We start from the raw sequence: 24,419 nt of genomic DNA on the forward strand, positions 1-24,419 counted from the left end.
GAGCTGTGTGGGCTCAGCTGTCCTTGCCGACCGCACGCAGGGCAGACGCGACGAGCTGGTCGAGGCCGAGCTCGGCCCCCGGGATCTCCGGGGTGAAGCCCATGCGGACCACGACCAGGTCAGCTGACGGGACCACGTAGACCTTCTGGCCGTCGTGGCCGGACGCCCAGAAGGTGTCCTCGGGCAGGTCGGGCAGCTGCAGGGAGCCGTCGGGCAGCCGGTTGGCCCACCAGTGGGCGGCGTGCCCCTCCTGCTCGCCCTCCCGTGGTTCGGTGCGGCTGGAGTACTCGACCCAGTCCGCCGGCAGCAGCTGGGCACCGTCCCATTCGCCGCCACGGGCGAACCACAGGCCGAAGCGTGCCCAATCACGCGGCGTCGCCCACAGGTAGGAGGAACAGACCAGCCCACCCTCGGCATCGGGCTCCAGCACCGCCGAGCCCATGCCGAGCGGCTGGAACACCAGCTCGTGGGCGAGCTCCACACCCATGCCCGTCCGGTCCTGCAGCAGGTCACAGACGATGTTGGTCGTCCCGCTGGAGTACTGCTGGTGGCTACCGGGTTCGTGGACCAGCGGTTGGGAGGCCGCGAAGCCGCCCATGTCCTCGCGCAGGTACAACATCTCGGTGATGACGCTGCCCAACGAGTAGGCCTCGTCCCACTCCAGTCCGCTGGACATGCGCAGCAGGTCGTCGAGGGTGATGTCGCCGCGCCCGTCGGTCCAGTCCTCGCGCAGGTGGTCCTCCGACACCTCGAGCTGCCCCTCGGCGACCAGCCGTCCCACCATGGCGTTGGTCACCGACTTGGCCATGGACCACCCCAGCTGGCGGGTGTCGGCGTCGAACCCGTCGGCGTACCGTTCGGCCACGATCCGGCCGTCGTGGACGACCACGACTGCGCGGGTACCGACCGATCGGCCCTCAGGGTCGTCCTCGGCGAAGGCCGCGTCGATGGCCTCGTCCAGTAGCGCCACATCGACGTCCGCAGGTGGGGGAGCGACCTGGTCCCCACCCGGCCACTCGCCGTCGACGGCCGCGGTCACCGCGGGTGGGGTCGGCAGGTCGGGGGTGTCGCTGGCGAGCGTGCACCCCAGGCCCTCGATGAAGTGGGCCGTCTGGCCGAACAACCCGAACACCCCGGCCGTCGCCGTGCCGTTGGACGCATCGACGCTCGTCGACATCACGGGGACCAGCGGGTTGGGTGGCAGGTCCGCAGCGGGGGCGTCGGCGTCACGGCCGGCGACCAGCTGGACGGCGCAGGCGTTGTGGGCGGCGTAGCCCGTCCCGGTCAGCAGCAGCGGACGGGCCCACGCGACGGCCCCTCCCAGCAGCACGACGACGACGAGCAGGGTGAGGAGGAGCATGCGGCGGCGGCTCATGCGGCGAACGATAGCCACGGGTGGTCGGTCGGTCATCGGTGGCCGGGGATGTGGCACCCGACCGGACGTCTACCGTGGCGCGGTGACCACGCTGCGCACGCCGACTCCGGGCCTCGGCACCCCCCGACGCTGGGCCGTCTTCGGTCTCGGTGTGGCGTTGCTGCTGACCGGGATCGCCACCTCGATCAACGCCGGCCTCGGCGTCGGGTCCTGGCAGGTCCTCGAGACGGGGCTCGCCCGCGCCACCGGCGCAGGGCTCGACCTGGTCATCTTCGGCGAGGCGGCGCTGGCCATCCTGCTGGCCTGGGTGTGGTTGGGCGAACGACCCTGGATCGCGACCGTGCTGCTGGCCTTCGGTGGCATCGGCATCACCGCCGCCCTCGATGTCGTGCCGGTCCCGGGAACCGTGCTCGGGCAGGCGGTCCAGCTGGGTGCAGGCATGGTCCTGCTGGCCTTCGGGGTTGCCTTCTACCTGGCGTCGGACCTCGGCGCGTCGGCCCAGGACTCGCTGTTCGTGGGGATCTACCGGAAATACCGGCTGCGGCCGGCGTGGGTCCGGTTCGGGGTCGACGCCCTGGTCGTCGGGCTCGGCATCCTGCTGGGCGGCCAGTTCGGCGTCGGTACCTTCGCCGTCACCCTCGGGGTGCCCCTGATGATCGAGCCGGCCCTGCGGCTCGGCCATCGTTTGGCCGACACCCCCTTGCCGGAGGCCATGCGGCCCGCCGTGCAGGACGTCTCAGCGCAGGACCCGGCTACCGAGGACGAACCAGAGGTCACCCCTGCGGCGGCGGTCGAGACGGCCATCGCGGATCACCGCTGCTGAGCACGCCGATCAGAAGGTGGCGTCCGGATCGTCCTGTCGCGCCCGGAGGAACCGCAGCGTTCGGGTCAGCTGCCGCGAGACGTGCATCTGGCTGATCCCGAGCTCCTCGGCGATCTGTGACTGGGTCATCGCCTGGAAGAACCGCAGGTAGATGATGCGCTGCTCGCGTTCGTCGAGGTCGGCAACCGCCGGGGCGATGGACGCGAAGTACTCCATCTGGTCCAGCCGCGCATCCTCGTCGCCGAGCATCTCCCCGAGGGTCGCGCCGTCCTCGCTGGTGCCGACCTTGGCGTCCAACGATCCGGTGGAGTAGGCCAGCGACGCGTCGTAGGCCTCGATCGCCTCGTCCTCGCTGACGCCCAGCTCGGCCGCCAGCTCGGCAACCGTGGGGGAGCGACCGAGGTCCTGCCGCAGCCGTGCGGTGGCCTTGCCCAGCCGCAACGACAGCTCCTGCAGACGGCGTGGCACCCGGACCGACCAGCCCGAGTCGCGGAAGTACCGCTTGATCTCGCCGACGATCGTGGGGGTCGCGTAGGTCGAGAACTTGACCTCGCGCTCCAGGTCGAACCGGTCGATGGCCTTCATCAGCCCGACGGAACCCACCTGGACCAGGTCCTCCAGCGGCTCGCCGCGGTCGGCGAAGCGCTTGGCGAGGTACCGCACCAACGGGAGGTGCAGCTCCGAGAGGCGTTCGCGGTACTGCTCGTCGCCGGTCTCACGGAGCAGCCGGAACAGCTCACGCGTGTCGTCGCGGTCGTAGCCGCGGGTCGCTTCGCTGCTCACCGGGCGGTCGCCACCTGCTGGAACTGCATCACGACGGTGGTTTGACCGCTGGACTGCTGCAGGTCGACGTGATCGGTCATGCCCTGCAGGATCACCCAGGCAAGGGTGTCCTGTCCCATCTCCACGCCGTCCACCGACTGCACCGACACCTCGATGCGGAAGGGGGCGGACGTGGGATCGGCGGTCATGCTGATCGGCACGCCCGCGGCCAGCAGCACGACGCCGGCCTCCTCGACGGCCATGCGAACGTCGTCGATCTGGTCGAGGGTCAGGGACGCACGGGCGGCGATTGCACCAGCGGTGGCACGGATGACGGCCAGGGCGCTGGGCTCTGCGGGAACGGTCAGGCTGATCATGATTGTCTGGCAGGCTACCCACGTCCCGCGGATCCACGCATGGCCAGCGACCGAAAGTGCGGTCGACGCGACCGTGCAGCGTCGGATGTCACAGGGGACCCCTAGGATTCGGCAGCATGGAGGAGGTGCTGGAGCGGTTCGGGCCCGCCACGCGGGAGTGGTTCCGGGCGGCGTTCCCTGCACCCACCCGTGCCCAGGTCGGCGCCTGGACCCATGCCGTCGAGGGGCACAGCGTCCTGGTCAGCGCGCCCACCGGCTCGGGCAAGACCCTGGCGGCCTTCCTGTCGGCGATCGATCGGCTGACGACCGAACCGCCTGCCGACCACACACGGGTCCTGTACATCTCGCCGCTGAAAGCCCTGGCCTATGACGTGGACCGCAACCTGCGCGCCCCATTGGTGGGCATCCAGCAGGCGGCGGCTCGGCTCGGCATCGAGCTGAACCCCGTCACGGTCGGCCTGCGATCCGGCGACACCGATCCGAAGGAACGCCGTCGGCTCGTCTCGGATCCGCCCGACATCCTCATCACCACGCCCGAGTCGTTGTTCCTCTACCTCACCTCGCGGGCACGGACGACGCTGGCCGGGGTCGACACCGTCATCATCGACGAGGTCCACGCCGTTGCCGGTTCCAAGCGCGGCGCCCACATGGCGGCATCGCTGGAACGGCTCGAGGCGCTGCGGGCCGAGGCGGGCGCCGAACGGCCGCTGCAGCGCATCGGCCTGTCCGCCACCCAGCGACCGCTGACCGAGGTCGCCACCTTCCTCGGCGGCGGCACGGTCGGCGCGGACGGCTGGCAGCCCCGTCCGGTCCAGGTCGTCGAGGTCGCCAGCGACAAGGTGCTCGACATCGAGGTCGTCGTCCCGGTCGAGGACATGGCCCGGCTGGGCGAGACGATCCCGTCCACCCCCGAGGGCCCGGCGTCGGCGGGGTCGACCGGCTACATGTCGGAGACCCCCTCGATGGATGCCCGTCGATCGATCTGGCCGGCCGTGCACCCACGCGTCCTGGACCTGGTCATGGCCCACCGGTCGACCATCGTGTTCACCAACTCCCGGCGGCTGAGCGAGCGGCTGTGCGCCCGGCTGAACGACCTGGCCGCCGAACGCTGGCTGGCCGAGCAGGCCACCGAGGACGGCGCCGAGCCCCCGGGCGTCCCGCCGATCATCGCCCGGGCCCACCACGGTTCCGTCGCCCGCGAGCAACGGATGCTGATCGAGGAGGACCTGAAGGCCGGCCGGCTGCCGTGCGTGGTCGCCACCTCCTCCCTCGAGCTGGGCATCGACATGGGGGCGGTGGACCTGGTCATCCAGGTCGAGTCACCCGGCAGCGTCGCCAGCGGCCTGCAACGAATCGGCCGTGCGGGCCACCAGGTCGGCGCGCCCTCGGTCGGCAAGATCTTCCCGAAGTACCGCGGTGACCTCGTCGAGGCCGCCGTGGTCACCCGGCGGATGCTGGACGGCGAGATCGAGACGACGTCCTACCCCCGCAACCCGCTGGACGTCCTGGCCCAGCAGATCGTGGCGATGGTGTCGATGGACACCTGGCAGGTCGACGAGCTGTTCGCCGTCCTGCGTGGGTCCGCCCCGTTCGCCGAGCTTTCCCGGTCGCAGCTCGACGGGGTGCTGGACATGCTGGCCGGCCGCTACCCGTCCGATGAGTTCGCCGAGCTCCGCCCCCGGCTCAACTGGGACCGGGTGGCGGATCGGATCACCGGCCGTCGTGGGGCCCAACGGATCGCGGTGACCTCCGGCGGCACCATCCCCGACCGTGGCCTGTACGGCGTGTTCCTCGCCGGGGACGGCCCCGGTCGCCGGGTGGGTGAGCTCGACGAGGAGATGGTCTACGAGACCCGGCCCGGCGAGACGATCGTGCTGGGCGCGTCGACCTGGCGGATCGAGGACATCACCCGCGACCAGGTCCTGGTCACCCCGGCGCCCGGCGAACCGGGCCGGCTGCCGTTCTGGCACGGCGACACGCCGAGCCGCCCCGTGGAGGTCGGCCGGGCCGTCGGGGCGTTCCTCGGCGAGATCGCCGGGTCGTCCTCGGCCGACGCCATCGCCACGTTGCGCGAGCGGTACGGGCTCGACGAGCTCGCTGCGACCAACCTCAGCGCCTACGTGGACGACCAGCGCGACGCCACCGGTGTCCTGCCCTCGGACCGCCAGATCGTCGTGGAGCGGTTCCGCGACGAGATCGGGGACTGGCGCGTCTGCATCCTCTCCAGCTTCGGTGGTCGGGTGCACGCGCCGTGGGCGCTGGCGATCGAGGCCCGCGCCCGCGAACGGTTCGGCATCGAGATCGCGACGATGGTCTCCGACGACGGGATCGTGCTGCGCCTGCCCGACGCGGGCTGGGGGGACCTGCCCGGCCTCAACGGCCTGGACGACTTCGGTGTCGACGGCTTCGGGCTCGGCGGTGACGGTTCCGACGATGACGTCGCGGCGGCACCCGAGCCGGTCCCGGACTGGACCGATGACCGAACGCTGCTGGAGGTGCTGCTGCCCATTGCCGACGAGGTCGAGGACCTCGTCGTCGGCGAGCTGGCCAACTCCACGCTGTTCGCCAGCCGGTTCCGCGAGTGCGCGGCACGGGCCCTGCTGTTGCCCAAGCGCCGACCGGGGGGCCGCACGCCGCTGTGGCAGCAACGCCAGCGCGCCCAGGACCTGCTGCGGGTGGCCAGCCGGTTCGGGTCCTTCCCCATCGTGCTGGAGGCCTACCGGGAGTGCCTTCGCGACGTCTTCGACGTGCCGGCCCTGCGCGGCCTGCTCGGCGACATCGCCAGCCGCAAGGTGCGCGTGTCACAGGTCGCCACCGAGATCGCCTCACCGTTCGCGTCCTCGCTGCTGTTCGACTACGTCGCCGGGTACATGTACGACGGCGACGCCCCGCTGGCCGAACGGCGGGCCTCGGCGCTGACGCTGGACCGCGACCTGCTGGCCGAGCTGCTGGGCGCCGACGAGCTGCGTGACCTCATCGACACCGACGCGTTGACCGAGCTCGAGCTCGAGCTGCAACGCCTCGTGCCCGAGCGGCACGCACGCACCCCCGACGACGTCGCCGACCTGCTCCGTGTCGTCGGGGACCTGCGGACCGACGAGGTGGCCGCCCGCACCGACGGTCCGGCCGAGGAATGGCTGGCCGAGCTCGAACGCGAGCGGCGGATCTACCTGGCCCGTGTCGCCGGAGAGGACCGCTGGGTCGCCGTCGAGGATGCCGCCCGCATGCGTGACGGCCTCGGGGTCCCCGTGCCCGTGGGGTTGCCCGCGGTGCTGGGACAGGCCGTCGAGCAGCCGCTGCTGGACCTCGTCGCCCGGTTCGCCCGCACCCACGGGCCGTTCCTTCCCGCCGAGGTGTCGGCCAGGCTCGGGCTGCCGCGCAACGCCGTCGACCTTGCCTGCGCGGCGCTGGCCGAACAGCAGCGCCTGACCTCCGGGCACTTCAGGCCCGACGGGGTTGGTGGGTCCCGACCGGGCGCCGGCCGCGAGTGGATCGACAACAGCGTCCTGCGACGGCTCCGTCGCCGGTCCCTGGCGGCCCTGCGCCGGGAGGTCGAGCCCGTCGGCCCGGAGGTGCTGGCCCGCTTCGTCCCCGCGTGGCAGGGCGCGGCGATGTCGCCCCGCACGCCGGGTGTCGACCGCACCTTCGAGGTCGTCGAGCAGCTGCAGGGCGCGCCCATCCCCGCGTCCATCCTCGAACGCGACGTCCTGTCCACCCGTGTCCGCGGATACAACCCCGCCTGGCTGGACGAGCTCGCTGCGACCGGTGACATCGTGTGGGCCGGTCTGGGGGCGCTGGGATCCAGCGACGGCCGGGTCGGGCTGTACCTGCGTGACCAGGCAGCGCTGTTGATCGACGTGCCGGCGGTCCCCGAGGACCTCGACGCACCCCAGCAGGCGCTGGTGGACCACCTGACCAGCCGCGGCGCCTCGTTCTGGCCGGACCTCTACCGTGCCGCCGGCGGGGGTGACGAAGCCGACGCGCTGGCGGCCCTGTGGGACCTCGTCTGGCAGGGCCTCGTGACCAACGACAGCCTGCAACCGCTGCGCGCCCTGACCGGGGCCGGGCCGCTGCGACGCGGACGTTCCGGTCGGGCACGGCGTCCCGGTCGTGTCGCCAGCAGGACGGGGCCGCCCTCGGCTGCTGGTCGTTGGTCGCTGGTCGCCGATGTCGTCGGACCCGGGGTGCCGGCCACCGAACGGATCGCGGCCAGGGCGGCGGTGATGCTGGCTCGCTACGGCGTGGTGACCCGCGACTCGGTCGTGGCCGAGGGCAACGTCATCGACGCCGCCCACGTCGCCACCCCGGGGTCCTTCAGCGGGATCTATCCGGTGCTGAAGGCGATGGAGGAGGCGGGCCGCGCCCGTCGGGGCTACTTCGTGGAGGGCATGGGCGGGGCCCAGTTCGCGTTGGCCGGCGCCGTCGACCGCCTGCGGTCGATGCGCGAGGACGTCGAACGGCCCGACGTCGAACCCGAGGTGATCGCCCTGGCGGCCACCGACCCGGCCAACGTCTACGGCGCGGCCGTGGCCTGGCCCGCGCCGACGGAGGGCGGCAAGGGGCGTGCCAGGCGGGTCGCGGGGGCACACGTCGTGCTGGTCGACGGCCACCTCGTGCTGTTCCTCGACAAGGGTGGCCGCACGGTGCTGACCTTCACCGACGACCGCGCACGGCTGGATGCGGCGGCGGCCGCGGCGGCCGGCCTGGTCGAGGCCGGACGGGTCCGTGACCTGCGCATCACGAAGGTCGACGGCGAGGTCCCGGCCCACCAGCCGCTGATCACCTCGTTGCGGGAGGCCGGCTTCACCGACCATCCCAAGGGGCTCGTCCGCCGGTAGCACGGGGCGTCCGGCGCCGCGATCTCAGCGTCGGTGGAGCCCGGGTCCCTGGCATCGGGTGCACCAGTACGTCACGCGCGCGTGATCACCGAGCGCGGCCGACCTGATCGGGGTCCCGCAGCGGGGGCACGGCCGGCCGGCCTTGCCGTAGACCCACACCGACTCCGACCCGAGCTGGCGTCCGGTCAGCCGTGCGACCTGGGCAGGGGGTCGGGTGGTGATGCGGCCGGACCCGCCGTGGGCGATGTTGGCCTGCAGCAGCGCGGCGGACACGGCCAGCAGTCGGTCGCGGACCTCGGGCGGGACCTCGGCGACAGGCGTCCACGGATCCACCCGACAGATGAACAGCACCTCGTTCTTGTAGACGTTGCCGACCCCGGCCAGCACCCGCTGGTCCAGGAGGGCGACACCGATCGGGGTGTCGGCCAGGGTGTCCAGCCGTTTCCGGGACTCCGCCAGGTCCAGCTGCTCACCCTCGGGCACGTGCAGCGGGTCAGGACCGAGGTTGGCCATCGACCGATGGGTGGCCACCTGTGCGGCGGACAGCAGCTCGACCACGGGGACGGAGAACGCGACGGCTTCGACGTCGGCGGTTCGCAGGACGAGCTTGGCGAAGTGCGCCGGCTTTCGCCACCTGCCGCCGGGTGGGTAGGTGTGCCACGAGCCGGTCATCCGCATGTGCGTGTGCAGGGCCAGCCCCGACGGGTCGAACCAGTGCAGCAGGTGCTTGCCGCGGGCCTCGACCCGTTCCACGGTCTGCCCGACGAGCCGCTCCGGCATCAGCCGGCGGACCTGCGGCACGGTGGTGTCGACCCCCGTGATGACCTTGCCGGCCATGGCGTGCTGCAGGGTCGCGGCGGCCCGGAAGATGGTGTCGCCCTCGGGCACCTCAGCTGTCCTGCCGAGTCGTCATCACCCGCCATCCTAACGACACCGTCCCGCCGCTCCCCATGTCGAGGACTCCCCTCTCGAGGTCGATGTGTGACGAATCCCTTGCAGGGGAAACGATGGCGAAACCGAACCGACACCTCGTGACGTTCAACTGGTCGCAACCACACCGAATGCTTGAGTTGGCCGTCAGGATGCCGATATCAAGGGTGCAGGACCCAACCACCTCGTGACAGCCCGGAAGGGGGCAGGCATGGAGCAGATCCGGATCGACCGCCGGGAGCTCCGCCTGCGAGCGCGGCACCGTCAGGACCGCGACGCTGCCCGAGCCGAGGGCGTGGCCCCGCTGCAGTACACCGCCGCCCCGGGTGGCGGTGATGCCGAGGACGACCTGCTGGCCAGGATCGACGAGGTGCTCGGTGCACAGCGACACGCCGACGACGAGGACCAGGACTGATCCGTCGGATCGAGCGGGTCGGATCGTTCCGGACGCAGGAGGGCCCCTGATACGTGGGTGCTGCGGCGCCACCGGTCCGAGGGGCCGATCAGGGGGTGCTGATCGTGCTGCTACCGTCGCCGCCCATGATTTCACGCCCTTCCCTGCGCACGCTCGCCGTGCTGCTCGCCTGCCTGTCGTTGTTCGCCACCGCCTGCGGTGCAAGCTCCGACGCCACCACCGAGAACGCCTCCGAGGCCGCTGAGGTCCAGGAAACCGACGCCGCGACCGACGACCCGGCGTCCGAGGCCGACACCGACGGGACGGACTCCTCCGTCGAGGTGTCCACCGACGCCCGGGGGGTCGAGGTCACCGACGACCTCGAGGTCAAGCCCGAGATCTCGCTGCCCGGTGGTGAGCCGCCGACCGAGCTGGTCGTGGTCGACATCGTCGAGGGCGATGGCGAGGTCGTGCCCGAGGGCGCGACGGTCACCACCGACTACGTGGGTGTGTCGTGGACCAACGACGGGGAGGAGTTCGACTCCTCCTGGGATCGTGGCGAGCCGGCGACGTTCCCGCTGTCGGGTGTGATCCAGGGGTGGACCGAGGGCATCCCCGGCATGAAGGTCGGTGGCCGTCGGCTGCTGATCATCCCGCCGGACCAGGCCTACGGTGACGCGGCGCCGAGCCCGGCGATCGCCGCCAACGACACCCTCGTCTTCGTCATAGACCTCGTCGAGGTCGTCCCGCCGCCGGAGCCCATCACCCCCACGACCGACGCCCGAGGCGTCGAGGTCGAGGGTGACCTGGACAGCAAGCCCGAGATCTCGCTGCCCGGTGGTGAGCCGCCGACCGAACTGGTCGTGGTCGACATCGTCGAGGGCGACGGCGAGGTCGTCCCGGTCGACGCCGCCGTCACGACCCACTACGTGGGCGTGTCGTGGACCAACGACGGGGAGGAGTTCGACTCCTCCTGGGATCGTGGCGAACCGGCGACGTTCCCGCTGTCGGGCGTGATCCAGGGGTGGACCGAGGGCATCCCCGGCATGAAGGTCGGTGGCCGTCGGCTGCTGATCATCCCGCCGGACCAGGCCTACGGTGCTGCCGCGCCGAGCCCGGCGATCGCCGCCAACGACACCCTCGTCTTCGTCATCGACATGGTGGAGATCGCCGGCTGACCTGCCGCGAACCCACCGCGAACCCCCAATGGAGGAGTCATCCATGTCCGCAGCAGACATCACCGTCACCGGTGCACCCGACAGCAAGCCCGAGATCACCCTGCCCGACGGCCCGGCGCCGGCCGAGCTGGTCATCACCGACCTCGTCGAGGGCGACGGTGCCGAGGCGGGCCCCAACGCCACCGTGACCGTCCACTACGTGGGCGTGTCGTGGACCCACGGCGGCAAGCAGTTCGACGCGTCCTGGGACCGGGGGAGCACCATCTCCTTCGGCCTCAACCAGGTCATCGCCGGCTGGACCGAGGGCATCCCCGGCATGAAGGTCGGTGGGCGCCGCATGCTGGTCATCCCGCCCCACAAGGGCTACGGCGCCCAGTCGCCGACCCCGGCCATCGCGCCCAACGACACCCTCGTGTTCGTCATCGACCTGATTGCCGTCTGACACGACAATTCTGCGGCTCGGGCTGGTGATCGCCGGCCCGAGCAGGTATGACCGAGGCCAGTACTGGGCACCATGCGTGACCAGATCGAGGCCGCCCGCCGATGTCACCGACGCCCCGCTGGGCTCGGGTCGGGCGACCCCGACGATCCGACCTTGACCTTCTATCCCACCCAAGGGTGTGACGACACAATGTGCGGCTTCGCCGGCGAGCATCGCTTCGACGGACGCCATCCCGATGATCGAGCCGTGGCCCGTATGGCTGCGACGATGGACGATCGAGGGCCCGACGGACAGGGGATGGAAGTCCTTGGTCGCGTCGCCCTCGGCCATCGACGGCTGAAGATCATCGACCTGTCCGACGCCGGCGCCCAGCCGATGCGTCGCGACAGCCACGGGCTGGTCTTCAACGGGTGCATCTACAACTACCCGGAGCTGCGGCAGGAGCTCACCGAGGCGGGCTGGACGTTCCGGTCCACCAGCGACACCGAGGTCATCCTCCTCGGCTGGATGCACTGGGGCGAGGGGCTGCTGGACCGCCTGCAGGGCATGTTCGCCTTCGCGATCCACGACGAGCGCACCGGGGAGACGGTGCTTGCCCGTGACCGCCTGGGCATCAAGCCGCTGTACCTGGCGGAGGGTGCCGGGCGGCTGCGGTTCGCCTCGACCCTTCCCGCGCTGCTCGCAGGTGGCGGAATCGACACCGAGATCGACCTGGTCGCCCTCCACCACTACCTGACGTTCCACTCCGTCGTCCCGGCCCCCCGCACCATCCTGCGCGGGGTGCGCAAGCTGCCACCGGCCACGATCATGCGGATCGCCGGCGACGGGACCACCAGCCAGCGCACCTACTGGAAGGCCGAGTGGGCTCGCCGCGAGGACCGCTCGGACTGGACCCACGCCGACTGGGTCGACGGGACCCTCGATGTCATGCGTCGCGCGGTCACGCGCCGCCTGGTCGCCGACGTGCCCGTGGGTGTGTTGCTCTCCGGTGGGCTGGACTCCTCCCTCGTCGTCGGCCTGCTGGCCGAGCAGGGACAGCAGGGCCTGTCCACCTTCTCCGTCGGCTTCGGGGCCATCCGTGGCGAGGCGGGTGACGAGTTCGAGTACTCCGACATCATCGCCCGCGAGTTCGACACCGATCACCACCAGATCCGCGTGCCCGGCCTGCGCACCCTCGAGGCGCTGCCGCCCACCATCGCGGCGATGAACGAGCCGATGGTCAGCCACGACTGCGTCGGCTTCTACCTGCTCAGCCAGGAGGTCGCGAAGAACATCAAGGTCGTGCAGTCCGGCCAGGGGGCCGACGAGCTGTTCGCGGGCTACCACTGGTATCCGCCGCTGGCCGACGTCACCCCCGAGGAGGCGCTGGCGACGTACCGTGCGGCGTTCTTCGACCGGCCCCACGACCACATGGCCGACGTCGTGTCGCCTGCCTACCAGCTGGACCACGATGCCTCCGGGGCCTTCGTCGCCGAGCACTTCGGCGCCGCCGGTGCCGAGAGCGCGCTGGACCGCGGACTGCGGCTGGACGCCAACGTCATGCTCGTCGACGACCCCGTCAAGCGCGTGGACTCGATGACGATGGCGTGGGGGCTGGAGGCACGTGTGCCCTTCCTCGACCACGAGGTCGTGGAGTTCGCGGCCTCGGCCCCGCCCGAGATGCACCTCGCCGACGGGGGCAAGGGCCTGCTCAAGGCCGCCGGTCGCAAGGTCATCCCCAGCGAGGTCATCGACCGTCCCAAGGGCTACTTCCCCGTCCCCGCGCTGAAGTACCTGGAGGGCGAGGTGCTGGACATGGTGCGTGGTGCCGTCACCGGCGACACCGCCCGGCAGCGCGGCCTGTTCGCGCCGGCCTACACCGACCGACTGCTCGAGGCCCCCAACGAGGACCTGACACCGCTGCGCGGCAACCGACTCTGGCAGCTCGCGCTGCTCGAGCTGTGGCTGCAGACACACGGGGTGTGATCGATGGCGTCCCCCAACCCGGGAAACCCCAAGCGCTTCGACCCACGCGTCAACCGGGGTGACCGGCTGTCCACCGGCCACCACGAACCCTCCATCGAGGGCTTGAAGGAAGGGCTCACGCCCGAGTCCACCGTCGACCTCGGCTGGGGCCGGCTGATCTTCGGACAGACCTTCCCCGACCACGGCTCGATCCGCGACGTGCTGCTCGACGAGGGTGCCGGGCAGCGCGACATCGCCATGTACCTGCGGGACCCGCAGGTGCTGGTCGGCAGCACGCCGGCGGAGCTGTTCATCGACCCGTCGCTGACCTACCGGCTGTGGATGCACCGCTACCGCAGCCGCAGGGACCCGGTGAAGGGCATCGTGGTCAGGCCCATGGACCGGCCGGGCGACGCCGAGGAGATCAACCGGATCTACGCCGCCTGCGGCATGGTCACGGCCGAACCCGATGTCATGTCGGCCAACCACCGGCACAACGGCGTGGTCTACCTGCTGGCCGTCGACACCGACCGCGACGAGATCGTGGGCACCGTCACCGGCATCGACCACACCGAGGCCTTCGGGGACCCCGAGTCGGGCTCGTCGCTGTGGTGCCTGGCCGTCGACCCGCAGACCGCCCGCCCCGGCGTCGGCGAGGCGCTGGTCCGCCACCTGTCGGAACGGTTCAAGGCACGTGGCCGGGCCTACATGGACCTGTCGGTGCTGCACGACAACACCGCCGCCATCCGCTTGTACGAGAAGCTCGGCTTCGAACGTGTCCCGGTCTTCCTCGTCAAGCGCAAGAACCCCATCAACGAGGGCCTGTACACCGCGATGGGGGAGGAGGGGGAGCTCAACCCGTACGCGAAGATCATCGCCGACGAGGCCCATCGCCGGGGCATCGCCGTCAACGTGGTGGACGCCGAGTCGGGGCTGATGAAGCTGACCTACGGCGGTCGGACGATCGCCACCCGCGAGTCGCTGTCGGACCTGACCACCGCCGTGGCGATGACCCGTTGCGACGACAAGCGCCTGACCCGTCGGTTGCTGGAGGGGGCTGGCCTGTCGGTGCCGGCCGGACGTGTCGTCGGGCGCGACGCCGAGGACCTGACCTTCCTCGACGCCCACGGCGAGGTCGTCGTCAAACCGGCCCGTGGCGAGCAGGGGAACGGCATCACCGTCGGGGTGCGCACGCCCGACCACCTGATGCGGGCCATCGACGAGGCCGCCCGGGTCTGCCCCATCGTGCTGATGGAGGAGCTGGCCGACGGCGACGACCTGCGCATCATCGTCATCGACGGGAAGGTCATCGCCGCCGCGGTACGTCGGCCGGCCATGGTCGTCGGCGACGGACGCAAGTCCCTCGACCAGCTGATCGGCTCCCAGAGCCGACGACGGCAGGCCGCCACCGGCGGCGAGTCCGTCATCCCGCTGGACGACCACACCTACGACACCATCGCCGACCAGGGGTTCGCCACCCACGACATCGTCCCCGCCGGCCGGACGGTGCAGGTGCGTCGCACCGCCAACCTGCACACCGGCGGCACGATCCACGACGTCACCGCACGCCTGCACCCGACGCTCGCCGAGGCCGCCGTGACCGCGGCGGAGGTCCTGGACATCCCCGTCGTCGGCATCGACCTGCTGGTCCCGGATGTGGAACGTCCCGAGTACGTCATCATCGAAGCCAACGAACGCCCGGGCCTGGCCAACCACGAACCGCAGCCGACCGCCCAGGCGTTCCTCGACCTGCTCTTCCCGCGCACCCGCCGGACCGCAGGCGTCCCCGCCCGACTGCCCCGCACCGACACCCCCGAGGAAGCGACCGACGAGTGACCACCGAGCCCAAGCTGCTGGAGATCGACCGCGACTACATGGTGGACCTCATGGTGCGCCTGCTGGAGATGGCCAGCCCCACCGGTCGCACCGACGAGATCATGCGGCTGCTGGGCGAGGAGGTCGAACGCCTCGGGCTGCCGGTGGAGCTGACCCGTCGGGGCGTCCTGCACGCCGAGATGACGGGTGAACGCGAGGACCTCAAGCGGGTCGTCGTCGTGCACGCCGACACGATCGGCTGCATGGTCAAGGACATCAAGCCCAACGGACGGCTGCGCGTCGTTCCGATCGGGACGTGGGCGGCACGCTTCGCCGAGGGTGCGCGGGTGACGATCTTCACCGACGAACCGGGGACCAGCTACACCGGCACGATCCTGCCGCTGAAGTCCTCCGGCCATGCGTTCGACATCGAGGTCGACACCCAACCGGTCGCCTGGGACAACGTCGAGGTGCGCATCGACGAACGAGTGGAGGGTCCCGACGACGTACGGGCGCTGGGCATCCAGATCGGTGACTTCGTCGCCCCCCATGCGTTGCCCTACATCAGCGACTCGGGCTTCATCAACGCCCGCCACCTCGACAACAAGGCCGGCGTCGCGGCGGCCATGGCGGCGTTCAAGGCCGTCAAGGAGTCCGGCCTGCCCGTCCCCGTGACCGCGACGCTGGTCTGCACCGTCGCCGAGGAGGTGGGCCTGGGCGCGACCAACCTGGGCCCGGACGTGGCCGAGACCCTGTCGATCGACGCCGCGGTCGTGGCGCCGGGACAGCACTCGCGCGAGGACACCGTCAACATCGCCATGCACGACATGTCGGGGCCCTTCGACTACCACCTGACCCGGCGGATGGATGCGATGTGCCGTCACCTGGGCATCCCCTACCAGCGGGACCTGTTCACGTTCTACCGCTCCGACATCGCTGCGGCCCTGGAGGCCGGGACCGAGATGCGCGCAGCGCTGATCGGCTTCGGGACCGACGCCAGCCACGGCTGGGAGCGCACCCACATCGACGGGGTCGAGCGGATCGCCCAGCTCGTCGCCGGGTACCTGCAGGTGCCCTTCATCTTCGCCCACGACGCCGAACCCGTCGGGCCGGTGGAGACGTTCCCCGAGCAGGAGCAGGAGGTCGGCCTGAAGGTCGACCCGTCCTGACCGACCTCAGGAGCAGGCGCCGTCGACGCACCGGTCGAGGGCGGTCGCGAGGCGGGGGAGCGCCGCGTCCAGCTGATCAGCAGCCGAGCAACGGATCAGCAGCAGCTGCATGTCGGTGAGGGCATGCACGGTCCGCAGCTGGATCCGCCGCTGCCGCATGCAGCGAAGGCCGATCGTGGTGCCGCGCGAGATGACGAGGTCACGATGGCCGGGACGGCTGGCGACGGCGCGCCCGCTGACGATCACGAAGGCGCGTGGCGAGGGCGGGCCCGGGACGGCCAGGCGGTCGCCGTCGGTCACCGACACGATGGTGAACATGCGCCTGGCGACATCGACCTCCGACGGGTCGAGCGGGATGGGCAGGACGGGTGGGGCAAGCGCCTCGTCCAGCGTCAGGCCGATCCGCAAGCAGGTGGACGGACGCAGGTCGTCGGGCGCGGTGATGGCGTCGCGCATGGGGCGGGCCTCCGGAAGCGTGGGTGCGATGGACATGCTTCTCTGGAGGGCCGGCCGGCCCCGGTGATACACGGCCGCAGGATCAGACAGGTCGCACCCGTCGGAACGCGGGGGCCAACCGAATCATGCTCGGTGACGCACGGCGTCGTGACGGGGGCCGTCGTTCAGGATGTCCCGCATGAAGGCCAGCGCGTCCAGGTGGTCCATATCGGCGCCTCGCTGGATGCTCGCGGTGTGTTCTGGGTCAGTGGTGATCCTGCTGGCCGCGGCTGCGGCGACCGTGTCGATCGCGAGCGCACCGAAGTCGCCCGTCTCGCGGAGGAAACCGAGCACGACAGCCGCGGCGTCGAGGCGACCGACTGCCGCGTGCATGGTGATGAACTCGAGTGCGGCGAGGCGGCTGGGCACGAGGGTGACGTCGGCCTCGAGGAGCTCGACGATGTGGTCGCGGAGCAGCCGAAGGCCCTGTCGGTGGTCGCCGTTGCGGAACGCAGCGCGGGCGGTCGCGGGGCCGTTGGCCGAGAACGTGCCGGCCGGGATCCGGACCGCAGCGGCGGCGTCGAACAGCTGCTCGGCGGCGGGGTAGTCGCCCCGGAGGAGTGCTGAGTACCCGCGCATGAACAGCGTCCAGTGCACGAACGTCGGCGGCCCGCCCTCCCGGTGGCGGTCGGTCAGGTCCGTGACGTAGTGGTCGTGTTCGGCGAAGTTCCCGGCGCGAAGGAGCCCTGCGGCGACGCCCACGATCTGCATCCAGTCGGCGAGGTAGGACTCGTCGCGACCGCGGAGCCAGGTGACGGCTTCGCGTGACGCATCCACCAGCTCGGTGCCGCCCGGCGTGACCAGCGCACGTGCGTGGCGGACGATCGGGTGGTCGCCATGGCCGTAGCGGGCGATGAGTCGATCCAGGCCGGCCGCGTCACCGAGCTCGGCCAGCCGCTGCGTCGCCCACAGCAGCCAGGTCAGCCGGCCCTCCTCGCCCTCGTCAGCGAGGAGCGGCAGGAGCTGCTCGGCCCATTCACCGACCTCGAGGCGTCCGCGCATGGCGAGCTCGCTGGACAGTGGTTCTGCCACGGCCGCCGCCAGCCCGGCGTCGCCTGCTGCGACGGCGCGGCCGAAGGCTGCACGGAGGTTGGGCCAGAGCTCGACAACGCCTGCGGTTCCCTGGAGCTCATCGGGTCCTTCGAGCAGCTGGCGCAGCTGTCGTGCCTCCGTTCGGCACCACAGGGCATGGCGCCGCATGGTCGCTGCGGCTGGCTCGCCGTCGCCCAGGACCTCCGCCGAGAACTGCCGGACGGTCTCCAGCAGCCGGTAGCGCTTGCCGTGTGCATCGAAGTCGACCACGAGCAGTGATCGGCGGGCGAGCTGCCCCAGCAGGTCGTCGACGTCGGCCACGTCGAGATCGTGGGCCTCGTCCGGCCAGGCCACGTGCCGGGCAGCTGGTGCGTCGAACGGACCGGAGAAGGCCGAGAGCCGCGCGAGGACGTACTGCTCACGAGCGTTGAGGAGGTCGTGGGACCACTGCAGCGTCGCCCGGAGGGTCCGCTGCCGATGGTGGCGGTCACGTCGGTGGCCGGCGAGCAGCTCGAGGCGTCGATCGAGACGGTCGACGATCTCGGTCGCCGTGAGGGTGCCGACCCGCGCAGCGGCGAGCTCGATCGCCAGCGGCAGGCCATCGAGCCGGCGACAGATCTCCTCGACCGCGTCACGTTCCTCGTCGAGGTCGAAGTCGGGACGCACGGCGTTGGCCCGGTCCGCGAACAGCTCGGGACCGTGCGTGGGGTCGAGGCCGCCGAGCTGGACGAGGTGCTCCCCGTCGATCGCGAGCGCCTCCCGCGACGTCGCCAGGACCTGGATCCCCTCGCAGGCGGAGGCGACCGCCAGTGCGATCGCGGCAGCACCGTCCAGAACGTGCTCGCAGTTGTCGAGCAGCACGACCCCCCGACGCTCCCGCAGACGCGCCAGCACCCCCGCCCGGACATCCCTGCCCGCGACCTCCCGCGCGCCCACCACCGCGGCGACGGCACGGTCGACGTCCTGCGCGGCACGGACCTCGTCCAGCGGCACGAACCACGCGCCGGCGTCCGGATCCCTGGTCCTGGTGCGCGCGACCTCGAGCGCGAGGCGCGTCTTGCCGACCCCCCCGGACCCCACGAGCGTCACGACCGCGGCCCGGTCGAGTGCCGACTCGACCCGCCGGCGGTCGTCGTCGCGCCCGACCAGGCGCGTCAGCGGCCGTGGGAGCGCGTTCGCCGCATCCTCAGGGATGGCCGCATCCTCGGGGGTGGTCGCGGACGGGCCGGGTGGGGCATCCCGTGGCGCCGCCTCGCCGTCCAGCAGGATCGTCGACTGGCTGAGGATCGCCGCCTCCACCCGCCGGAGGCGCGGTCCCGGGTCCACACCGAGTTCGTCGACGAGGTGGCTGCGGGCCACCTGGAAGGCCGCCAGCGCGTCGGCCTGCCTGCCGGCGCGGTAGAGCGCCACCATGAGCAGCTCCCAGAGCCGCTCCCGGAAGGGATGACGGCTCGTGAGCTCGGTCAGGTCTGCAAGGGCACTCTCGGGATCATCGGCGACGCGCTGGCCGAGGTCGCGCTCCACGGCCCCGAGCCAGCCCTCGACCAGTCCGTCCACGGCAGGCTGGAGTGCCGGGGACTCGAGGCCGGCCAGCGGCGTGCCGCCCCACTCGGCCAGGGCGGCCGTGTCGTCCCCCGCCGCCAGGTGTTGCAGGAACCTCGCCACGTCGATCGCCGCAGGGTCCACGTCCAGCCGGTAGGCGGCGCCCACACGCACGATGGTCGCTGCCCCGACGGCCTTGCGGAGTCGGACCACATAGGACTGCAGGGTCTTGTCGGCGGTGCGTGGCGGGTCGTCGTCCCAGACCGCACGGATCAGCTCGGCCACGGAGACCGCGGTGCGGGGCGACAGCGCCAGGGCGGCGAGCACGGCCTGGCACTTGGCCGGGCCGATGTCGAGCTCCCCCTGATCGTCCCGGACGCGGACCCCGCCCAGGAGCGCGATCTGCAGCACCGGCACGCCATCCCTTCTGTCGTGCGCCGCAGTCTGCCAGATCCGCTCTGCCCGTCTGCAGGCTGACAGGCTCAACCCGCGCTCAACCGAGGCTCCACCGTGGTCGGGAATGGTGCCTTCAAGGCGACGGAGAACCGTGGCCGCGACGAACGGACCAACCATGAACACCTCTCTTCGACAGGCGACCACCGACGCGGTGCTCCCCGGCAGCCGGCTGCCCGGCCAGCGTGCCGGCGGCTGGGCCGCGATCCTCCAGGCCGCGACCTTCATCGTCGGGTTCGCCGTCTACGGCACCGTGATCGCAGGCGCCGACTACGGGGCGCTGGCCATCGACCCCGCGACCCACGTCGCCTTCCTGGTCGACAACCAGCCGATCCTGCACGTCTGGTATGCGGTCATCTACCTCGTCTTCGGCGGCGGGCTCGTCGTGCTCGCCCCGGCGATCCACGATCGGGTCCGCAGTAGCGCACCCACGATGGCCCGGGCCGGCACGATCTTCGGCCTGATCTGGGCGACGCTGATGTTCGCCGTCGGCATGACGGCCATCGTCGGCGGCAACACCGTCGCCACGCTCGCAGAGATCGACGGCGACAGGGCCGCAGCCGCCTGGAGCACCACCCGGCTGATCATGGACGGCATGGGTGGCGGCATCGAGGTCGTGGGTGGCCTGTGGATCGGCCTGATCAGCATGGCCGCCCTGCGCAGCGGGACGCTGCCCGTCTGGCTCAACCGGATCGGTGTCGTGACCGGCATCGCCGGCATCGCGACCACGTCGCTGATCGCCGCGGAGGCCACCACGAGCCTCTTCGGCCTCGGGTGCATCGTCTGGTTCACCTGGGTCGGGATCCACCTCGTCCGCGGCACCCACACCCAGAAGATGCGTGTCGGACGATCTGCGACCGCAGCGAACCGGCGGAGCCGGTGACGCGGCCGTGATCGTGCTGCGTGACCCGTCCCACCGGAGCCACGAACATGGACCTGTCGCGACGCCCGTGGTTGGTTCGCGCCGCCGTCAACGCGGGCTACCTCGCCGTCTGCCTCGCGGTGACGGTGTACGCAAGGACGATCCTCGGTCTGGGAGGATCGACATGACCACCAGGAGCATGCGCATGACCGCGCCGGACGACACACACCCGCGCCCCGGGCCCCACGCCGTGGAGGTGCGGGGACTGACCAAGGCCTACGACGGTCGCACCGTCGTCGACGACGTCACGTTCACCGTCGAGGAGGGCGAGATCTTCGCGATCCTCGGCCCGAACGGTGCCGGCAAGACCACCACCGTGGAGTCGATCGCCGGGCTGCGGACGCCCGACGCGGGCCGCGTCCGCGTCTGCGGCCAAGATCCGGTCGCCGAGCGCGGCCGCGTCCGCGACGTGCTCGGCGTGCAGCTGCAGGAGAGCAGCTTCCAGGACAAGCTGACCGCACGGGAGATCATCGACACCTTCCGGGGCCTGTACCCCGACCCGCTGGACACCGAGCAGCTGCTCGGCCAGCTCGGCCTCGACGGCGTCGCCTCGACGCGCTACGCCAAGCTGTCCGGCGGCCAGCAGCAGCGCGTCTCGATCGCCGTGGCGCTCGTCGGTCGACCCCGGGTGGTGATCCTCGACGAGCTCACGACGGGCCTGGACCCCCAGGCGCGCCGCGAGACGTGGGGGCTGGTCGAGGATCTCCGCGACAGCGGCGTCACCGTGCTGCTCGTCACGCACTTCATGGAGGAGGCGGAACGCCTCGCCGACCGGCTCGCCCTGCTCGACCGTGGGCGATTGGTCGCGGTCGACACGCCTGCGGGACTCGTCGACGGCGCCGGGCTCGAGCAGCAGCTGCGCTTCTCCACCACCGCGCAGCTGGACGAGGACTGGATCCGCCGGCTGCCCGAGGTCTCGGGCGTCAACCGGGTCCGCGACGAGTTCGTCGTCACGGGTGACGAACGGATGCTGTTCTCGGTCGTGTCGCTACTCGCCGCGCGCGACATCGTCCCCGGTCGGCTGCAGGTCGACCAGCCCACGCTGGACGACGCCTTCGTGGCCCTTGCCGGCCGCACCCTCGACGACGCCCAGGAGGTGGCACGATGACCGCCCTGACCACCCTCACCCGTGCCCAGATCAAGGTTTTCCTGCGCGAACCGGTCGCGGTCGGCTTCGGCTTGGTGTTCCCGGCCGTGCTGCTGCTCGTGATCGGCAACGTCTTCCCGGGCGCGACCGAGGTCAGCCCGGCGCTCGGCAACAAGAGCCTCGTGGAGATCTACGCCCCGGCAGCCGCCGTGCTCGGGCTCCTCACGCTCGGAATCGCCATGCTGCCGCAGGCGCTCGGCCTCGACCGTGAACGGGGCATCCTGCGACGACTCGCGGTCACGCCGGCCCACCCCGGGCTCCTGGTCGGCGCTCACCTGGTCGTCCAGGCGGTCGCCGTCACGATCGGGACCGCGGGCGCGGTGCTCGTCGGGGTCCTCGCCTTCGACCTGCCGGTGCCACAGCGACCTGGGTGGTTCCTGCTCGCCTTCGTGCTGTCGTGCGCAGCGCTGCTGTCGATCGGTGCGCTGCTCGGCGCGCTCGTCCCGACCGCCCAGACAGGCGTCGGTGCCGGCATGCTGCTGTACTTCCCGATGCTCTTCTTCGCGGGCATCTACCTGCCGCTGGAGATCATGCCGGAGGGCCTCCAGGCGTTCAGCGCGCGGACGCCCCCCGGCGCGGCCGTGCAGGCACTCAGCGACGCCTGGGCAGGAGCCACACCGACCGCCACCAGCCTGCTCGTGCTCGTGGCAACAACCATCGTTGCCGGCGGCCTCGCGACGCGGTTCTTCCGCTGGGAGTAGGCCATGTCGCGGCTGTGTGAGACCGCGGCCAGCACGACCGAGGTGGCACTGCCTCGATCACGAGTGGCGGGGCAGAGTCGGCCGTCGTCCCGGGGGTTCGAAAGGGGGCGGAGCCCCCTTGGGAGGAGACGCGCCGTAGGCGCTTGGGACCTCGAGCGCCCTTTGGGCGCGAGACAGCAACGCTATGCGTTGCTGTCCCAAGCGCCCCCGGAGCGATTCGAACGCCCGACACTGGTTGGGTTCCGGTCTCTCCGCCGTCGGACTTGCCGAGGGAGCGGAGGTCACCGAGGACCACCTCGCGCTGCTGCTGGGTGCGGGCCGGCACCCAGTCAACGGCGGGAAGCTCGGCCACGCCTATCCCCGGTCCACGACCGTCGCGGAACGTGTCGCGGCCCGCCTGCGGCAACTCCCGGCCGAAGTGGCCCGGGGAACCGCGGACCGGATCACTGCGGAGGAGGCCGCCCGGCCCACCCGTCGTGCCGTGGCCGGCTATGACCTGACCTTCTCGGTGCCCAAGTCGGTCTCCGCGTGGTGGGCGCTCGCTGACGACGCAACGCGCAGGGGGATCGTCGAGGTCCACCATGCGGCCGTCCGTGACGTGCTGGCGTTGATGGAGCGCGACGTGGCGGCCACCCGTGCCGGTGCGAAGGGCCCTCACGGGGGCGTGCTGCAGCTGGATGTGGACGGGCTGATCGCCGCGGCGTTTGACCATTGGGACTCCCGGGCCGGGGATCCGCAGGTGCACACCCACGTCGGGTCTCCAACAAGGTGCGAACCAGCAGCGACGGGCGGTGGCGGGCGCTCGACGGACGGCCGTTGCACGCAGCGTTGGTGGCGCTGTTGGAGCACTACAACGCGTTGCTCGCCGACGGGCTCACCGGCCGGTTCGGTGTGCTCGCCGATCCCACGTTCCAGCTGAACCTGCTGCTGTGGATGCAGCAACAACTGCCCACCGCAGGGTCGCCGACGTCGCCGAAGTCGGTGCTTCGCGACGCTGGGTACGCGGTGCACGCCGTCGGTGCCAAGCTTGTCTGTTCCGGCGAACTGGAGGAGAAGCTTGCCGTCGATCTGGAGCTGCGAGGCGCGCCGCAGCCGGACATGCTCGCATCTGCCCCGGGCGGCACCGCCTGGCCGGTGTGGGAATGCAAGGCTTCCGGGTTCGGCACGAATTCTTCCACGACCCGGCAGGCGCTGAAGATCCTGGCCCGTTCACGCGACGTGGCCCTCGTCGCGGGAGCCCAGCCCGGCCGTGAGATCCTCGGTGCCGCCATTTGGCTCACTCGTGCGGATGATGCAAACGCACTCAATGAGACGTTGGACGACCTCGCGGCCCAGCTGGCTGAGGACGATGTGGCCGCAGCCACCTCGGGCGTCGTCGGGATCGACCTTGACGTGGCGGGTGTTACCGCCCAGGCGATCGCCGGAGACGTACCAGAGCCGCTGCAGTCGGTTCTGGCGCAGCCGATCGTCGTGCTTCCGCGCGCCGACGACAGCGAGCAGAACCCACGCCCGCTCTACTTCATCCCCTTCGACCCAGGCGTGCAGCAGGAGCCCGAAGAAGTGAAGCGTTGCCTCGACATCCTGCTCGACCGGGCACGGATGGAGGCGGCTTCCGTGATCGGGCTGACGGCCACGCCCGCGACCATCGTGCTCCAGGGGCACGAGCTGCTTTCCGCAGCGACGATCGGGATGTCGGCACGCTGGCAAGACCATGGGGACAGACAGAAGGCAGCCGCGAAGATCGTCTCCCTCCTGGAACACGAGCTGTCCATGGTGAGCGATAGACCGCTCATGCGATCCGGGGAGGGCGCCATGCCACACCTCGACATCAAAGTGCACAACGATGACCAGCGGGACGCGTTGGTCGAAGCGATCGTTGCGGCGGCCCCTTCCAGCATCACCGAGCTTCCCCCGGCGCAGCCGAAGCTCTTCGACGAGTAGTCCTGCGAATGGGGACGGCCCCACTCAACACGCGTGCCGATCCCACGGCTCGGATATCCCCGGATACCAGAAGTGGCGTCATGAGCACCGGGGAACCAACCGGAAGACCGCGCGGAACCACGGCTTTCGAGTAGACGAC

Annotated in this window: 19 protein-coding genes; 13 read left to right on the forward strand and 6 right to left on the reverse strand. The window is 71.0% G+C overall.

The genetic code is table 11. The features are described 5' to 3' along the window. Positions 1 to 13 precede the first annotated feature (13 nt). Positions 14 to 1,375: a serine hydrolase domain-containing protein gene (locus DVS28_RS05165; protein WP_114590514.1), complete on the reverse strand. Its 1,362-nt coding sequence runs from the start codon at positions 1,373 to 1,375 to the stop codon at positions 14 to 16. An 82-nt stretch (positions 1,376 to 1,457) separates the two neighbouring features. Here DVS28_RS05165 and DVS28_RS05170 point away from each other — a divergent pair, with 82 nt between their 5' ends. Then, on the forward strand, positions 1,458 to 2,198 hold the full coding sequence (locus DVS28_RS05170; protein ID WP_164709951.1) for a YczE/YyaS/YitT family protein: 741 nt from the start codon (positions 1,458 to 1,460) through the stop codon (positions 2,196 to 2,198). A 9-nt stretch (positions 2,199 to 2,207) separates the two neighbouring features. Here DVS28_RS05170 and DVS28_RS05175 read toward each other — a convergent pair whose 3' ends face one another. Together DVS28_RS05175 and DVS28_RS29120 are read right to left on the reverse strand one after the other, a co-directional pair. Further along, positions 2,208 to 2,981 (reverse strand): RNA polymerase sigma factor SigF, encoded by a 774-nt coding sequence (locus DVS28_RS05175; RefSeq protein WP_216826403.1) that lies wholly within the window; start codon positions 2,979 to 2,981, stop codon positions 2,208 to 2,210. Continuing rightward, positions 2,978 to 3,337 carry an ATP-binding protein gene (locus tag DVS28_RS29120; protein ID WP_216826404.1) on the reverse strand — a complete coding sequence of 120 codons (360 nt, stop codon included), beginning with the start codon at positions 3,335 to 3,337 and terminating at the stop codon, positions 2,978 to 2,980. Before DVS28_RS29120 ends, DVS28_RS05175 begins: the two co-directional genes overlap by 4 nt. A 116-nt stretch (positions 3,338 to 3,453) precedes the next feature. On the opposite strand from DVS28_RS29120, the gene DVS28_RS05180 reads away from it, so the two are divergent. After that, on the forward strand, positions 3,454 to 8,175 hold the full coding sequence (locus tag DVS28_RS05180) for a DEAD/DEAH box helicase (RefSeq protein WP_114590516.1): 4,722 nt from the start codon (positions 3,454 to 3,456) through the stop codon (positions 8,173 to 8,175). A gap of 24 nt (positions 8,176 to 8,199) precedes the next feature. Here DVS28_RS05180 and DVS28_RS05185 read toward each other — a convergent pair whose 3' ends face one another. Continuing rightward, on the reverse strand, positions 8,200 to 9,063 hold the full coding sequence (locus tag DVS28_RS05185; protein WP_114590517.1) for an Fpg/Nei family DNA glycosylase: 864 nt from the start codon (positions 9,061 to 9,063) through the stop codon (positions 8,200 to 8,202). Positions 9,064 to 9,316: 253 nt separating this feature from the next. On the opposite strand from DVS28_RS05185, the gene DVS28_RS05190 reads away from it, so the two are divergent. The 6 genes from DVS28_RS05190 to DVS28_RS05215 all read left to right on the forward strand — a co-directional run bounded on the left by DVS28_RS05190 (position 9,317) and on the right by DVS28_RS05215 (position 16,047). Beyond that, positions 9,317 to 9,520, forward strand: coding sequence for a hypothetical protein (locus DVS28_RS05190; protein ID WP_114590518.1), 204 nt, complete (start codon positions 9,317 to 9,319; stop codon positions 9,518 to 9,520). A 125-nt stretch (positions 9,521 to 9,645) separates the two neighbouring features. Then, complete coding sequence (locus tag DVS28_RS29465; protein WP_114593999.1) at positions 9,646 to 10,677, forward strand: FKBP-type peptidyl-prolyl cis-trans isomerase; 1,032 nt, start codon at positions 9,646 to 9,648, stop codon at positions 10,675 to 10,677. 43 nt (positions 10,678 to 10,720) lie between these two features. After that, complete coding sequence (locus tag DVS28_RS05200) at positions 10,721 to 11,119, forward strand: FKBP-type peptidyl-prolyl cis-trans isomerase (RefSeq protein ID WP_114594000.1); 399 nt, start codon at positions 10,721 to 10,723, stop codon at positions 11,117 to 11,119. Positions 11,120 to 11,308: 189 nt separating this feature from the next. Beyond that, entirely contained in the window at positions 11,309 to 13,084 is a 1,776-nt protein-coding gene (locus DVS28_RS05205) for an N-acetylglutaminylglutamine amidotransferase (RefSeq protein WP_114594001.1), read from the forward strand. A gap of 3 nt (positions 13,085 to 13,087) precedes the next feature. After that, positions 13,088 to 14,899: an N-acetylglutaminylglutamine synthetase gene (gene ngg, locus DVS28_RS05210; protein WP_114590519.1), complete on the forward strand. Its 1,812-nt coding sequence runs from the start codon at positions 13,088 to 13,090 to the stop codon at positions 14,897 to 14,899. Then, positions 14,896 to 16,047, forward strand: a complete 1,152-nt coding sequence (locus DVS28_RS05215) for an osmoprotectant NAGGN system M42 family peptidase (protein WP_216826406.1) — start codon at positions 14,896 to 14,898, stop codon at positions 16,045 to 16,047. Before ngg ends, DVS28_RS05215 begins: the two co-directional genes overlap by 4 nt. Positions 16,048 to 16,053: 6 nt before the next feature. On the opposite strand, the gene DVS28_RS05220 is transcribed toward DVS28_RS05215, so the two are convergent. After that, entirely contained in the window at positions 16,054 to 16,503 is a 450-nt protein-coding gene (locus DVS28_RS05220) for a cyclic nucleotide-binding domain-containing protein (RefSeq protein WP_216826407.1), read from the reverse strand. A gap of 123 nt (positions 16,504 to 16,626) precedes the next feature. Then, the gene (locus DVS28_RS05225; RefSeq protein WP_216826408.1) at positions 16,627 to 19,533 is read right to left on the reverse strand and encodes an AfsR/SARP family transcriptional regulator; all 2,907 of its coding nucleotides are present in this window, start codon (positions 19,531 to 19,533) and stop codon (positions 16,627 to 16,629) included. A gap of 154 nt (positions 19,534 to 19,687) precedes the next feature. Between DVS28_RS05225 and DVS28_RS05230 the strand changes: the two genes are divergently transcribed. From DVS28_RS05230 to DVS28_RS29890, 5 genes are all read left to right on the forward strand, one after another. Further along, complete coding sequence (locus DVS28_RS05230; protein ID WP_164709952.1) at positions 19,688 to 20,452, forward strand: DUF4386 family protein; 765 nt, start codon at positions 19,688 to 19,690, stop codon at positions 20,450 to 20,452. Between the two features lie 163 nt (positions 20,453 to 20,615). Then, entirely contained in the window at positions 20,616 to 21,599 is a 984-nt protein-coding gene (locus DVS28_RS05235) for an ABC transporter ATP-binding protein (protein WP_216826409.1), read from the forward strand. Continuing rightward, positions 21,596 to 22,339, forward strand: a complete 744-nt coding sequence (locus DVS28_RS05240) for an ABC transporter permease (RefSeq protein WP_114590521.1) — start codon at positions 21,596 to 21,598, stop codon at positions 22,337 to 22,339. Before DVS28_RS05235 ends, DVS28_RS05240 begins: the two co-directional genes overlap by 4 nt. A 235-nt stretch (positions 22,340 to 22,574) precedes the next feature. Continuing rightward, complete coding sequence (mobF, locus tag DVS28_RS29885) at positions 22,575 to 23,258, forward strand: MobF family relaxase (protein ID WP_216826410.1); 684 nt, start codon at positions 22,575 to 22,577, stop codon at positions 23,256 to 23,258. Further along, positions 23,156 to 24,280: a hypothetical protein gene (locus DVS28_RS29890; protein WP_281273523.1), complete on the forward strand. Its 1,125-nt coding sequence runs from the start codon at positions 23,156 to 23,158 to the stop codon at positions 24,278 to 24,280. Before mobF ends, DVS28_RS29890 begins: the two co-directional genes overlap by 103 nt. The last annotated feature ends 139 nt before the right edge of the window (positions 24,281 to 24,419 follow it).

The organism is Euzebya pacifica (assembly GCF_003344865.1).
Taxonomy (GTDB): domain Bacteria; phylum Actinomycetota; class Nitriliruptoria; order Euzebyales; family Euzebyaceae; genus Euzebya; species Euzebya pacifica.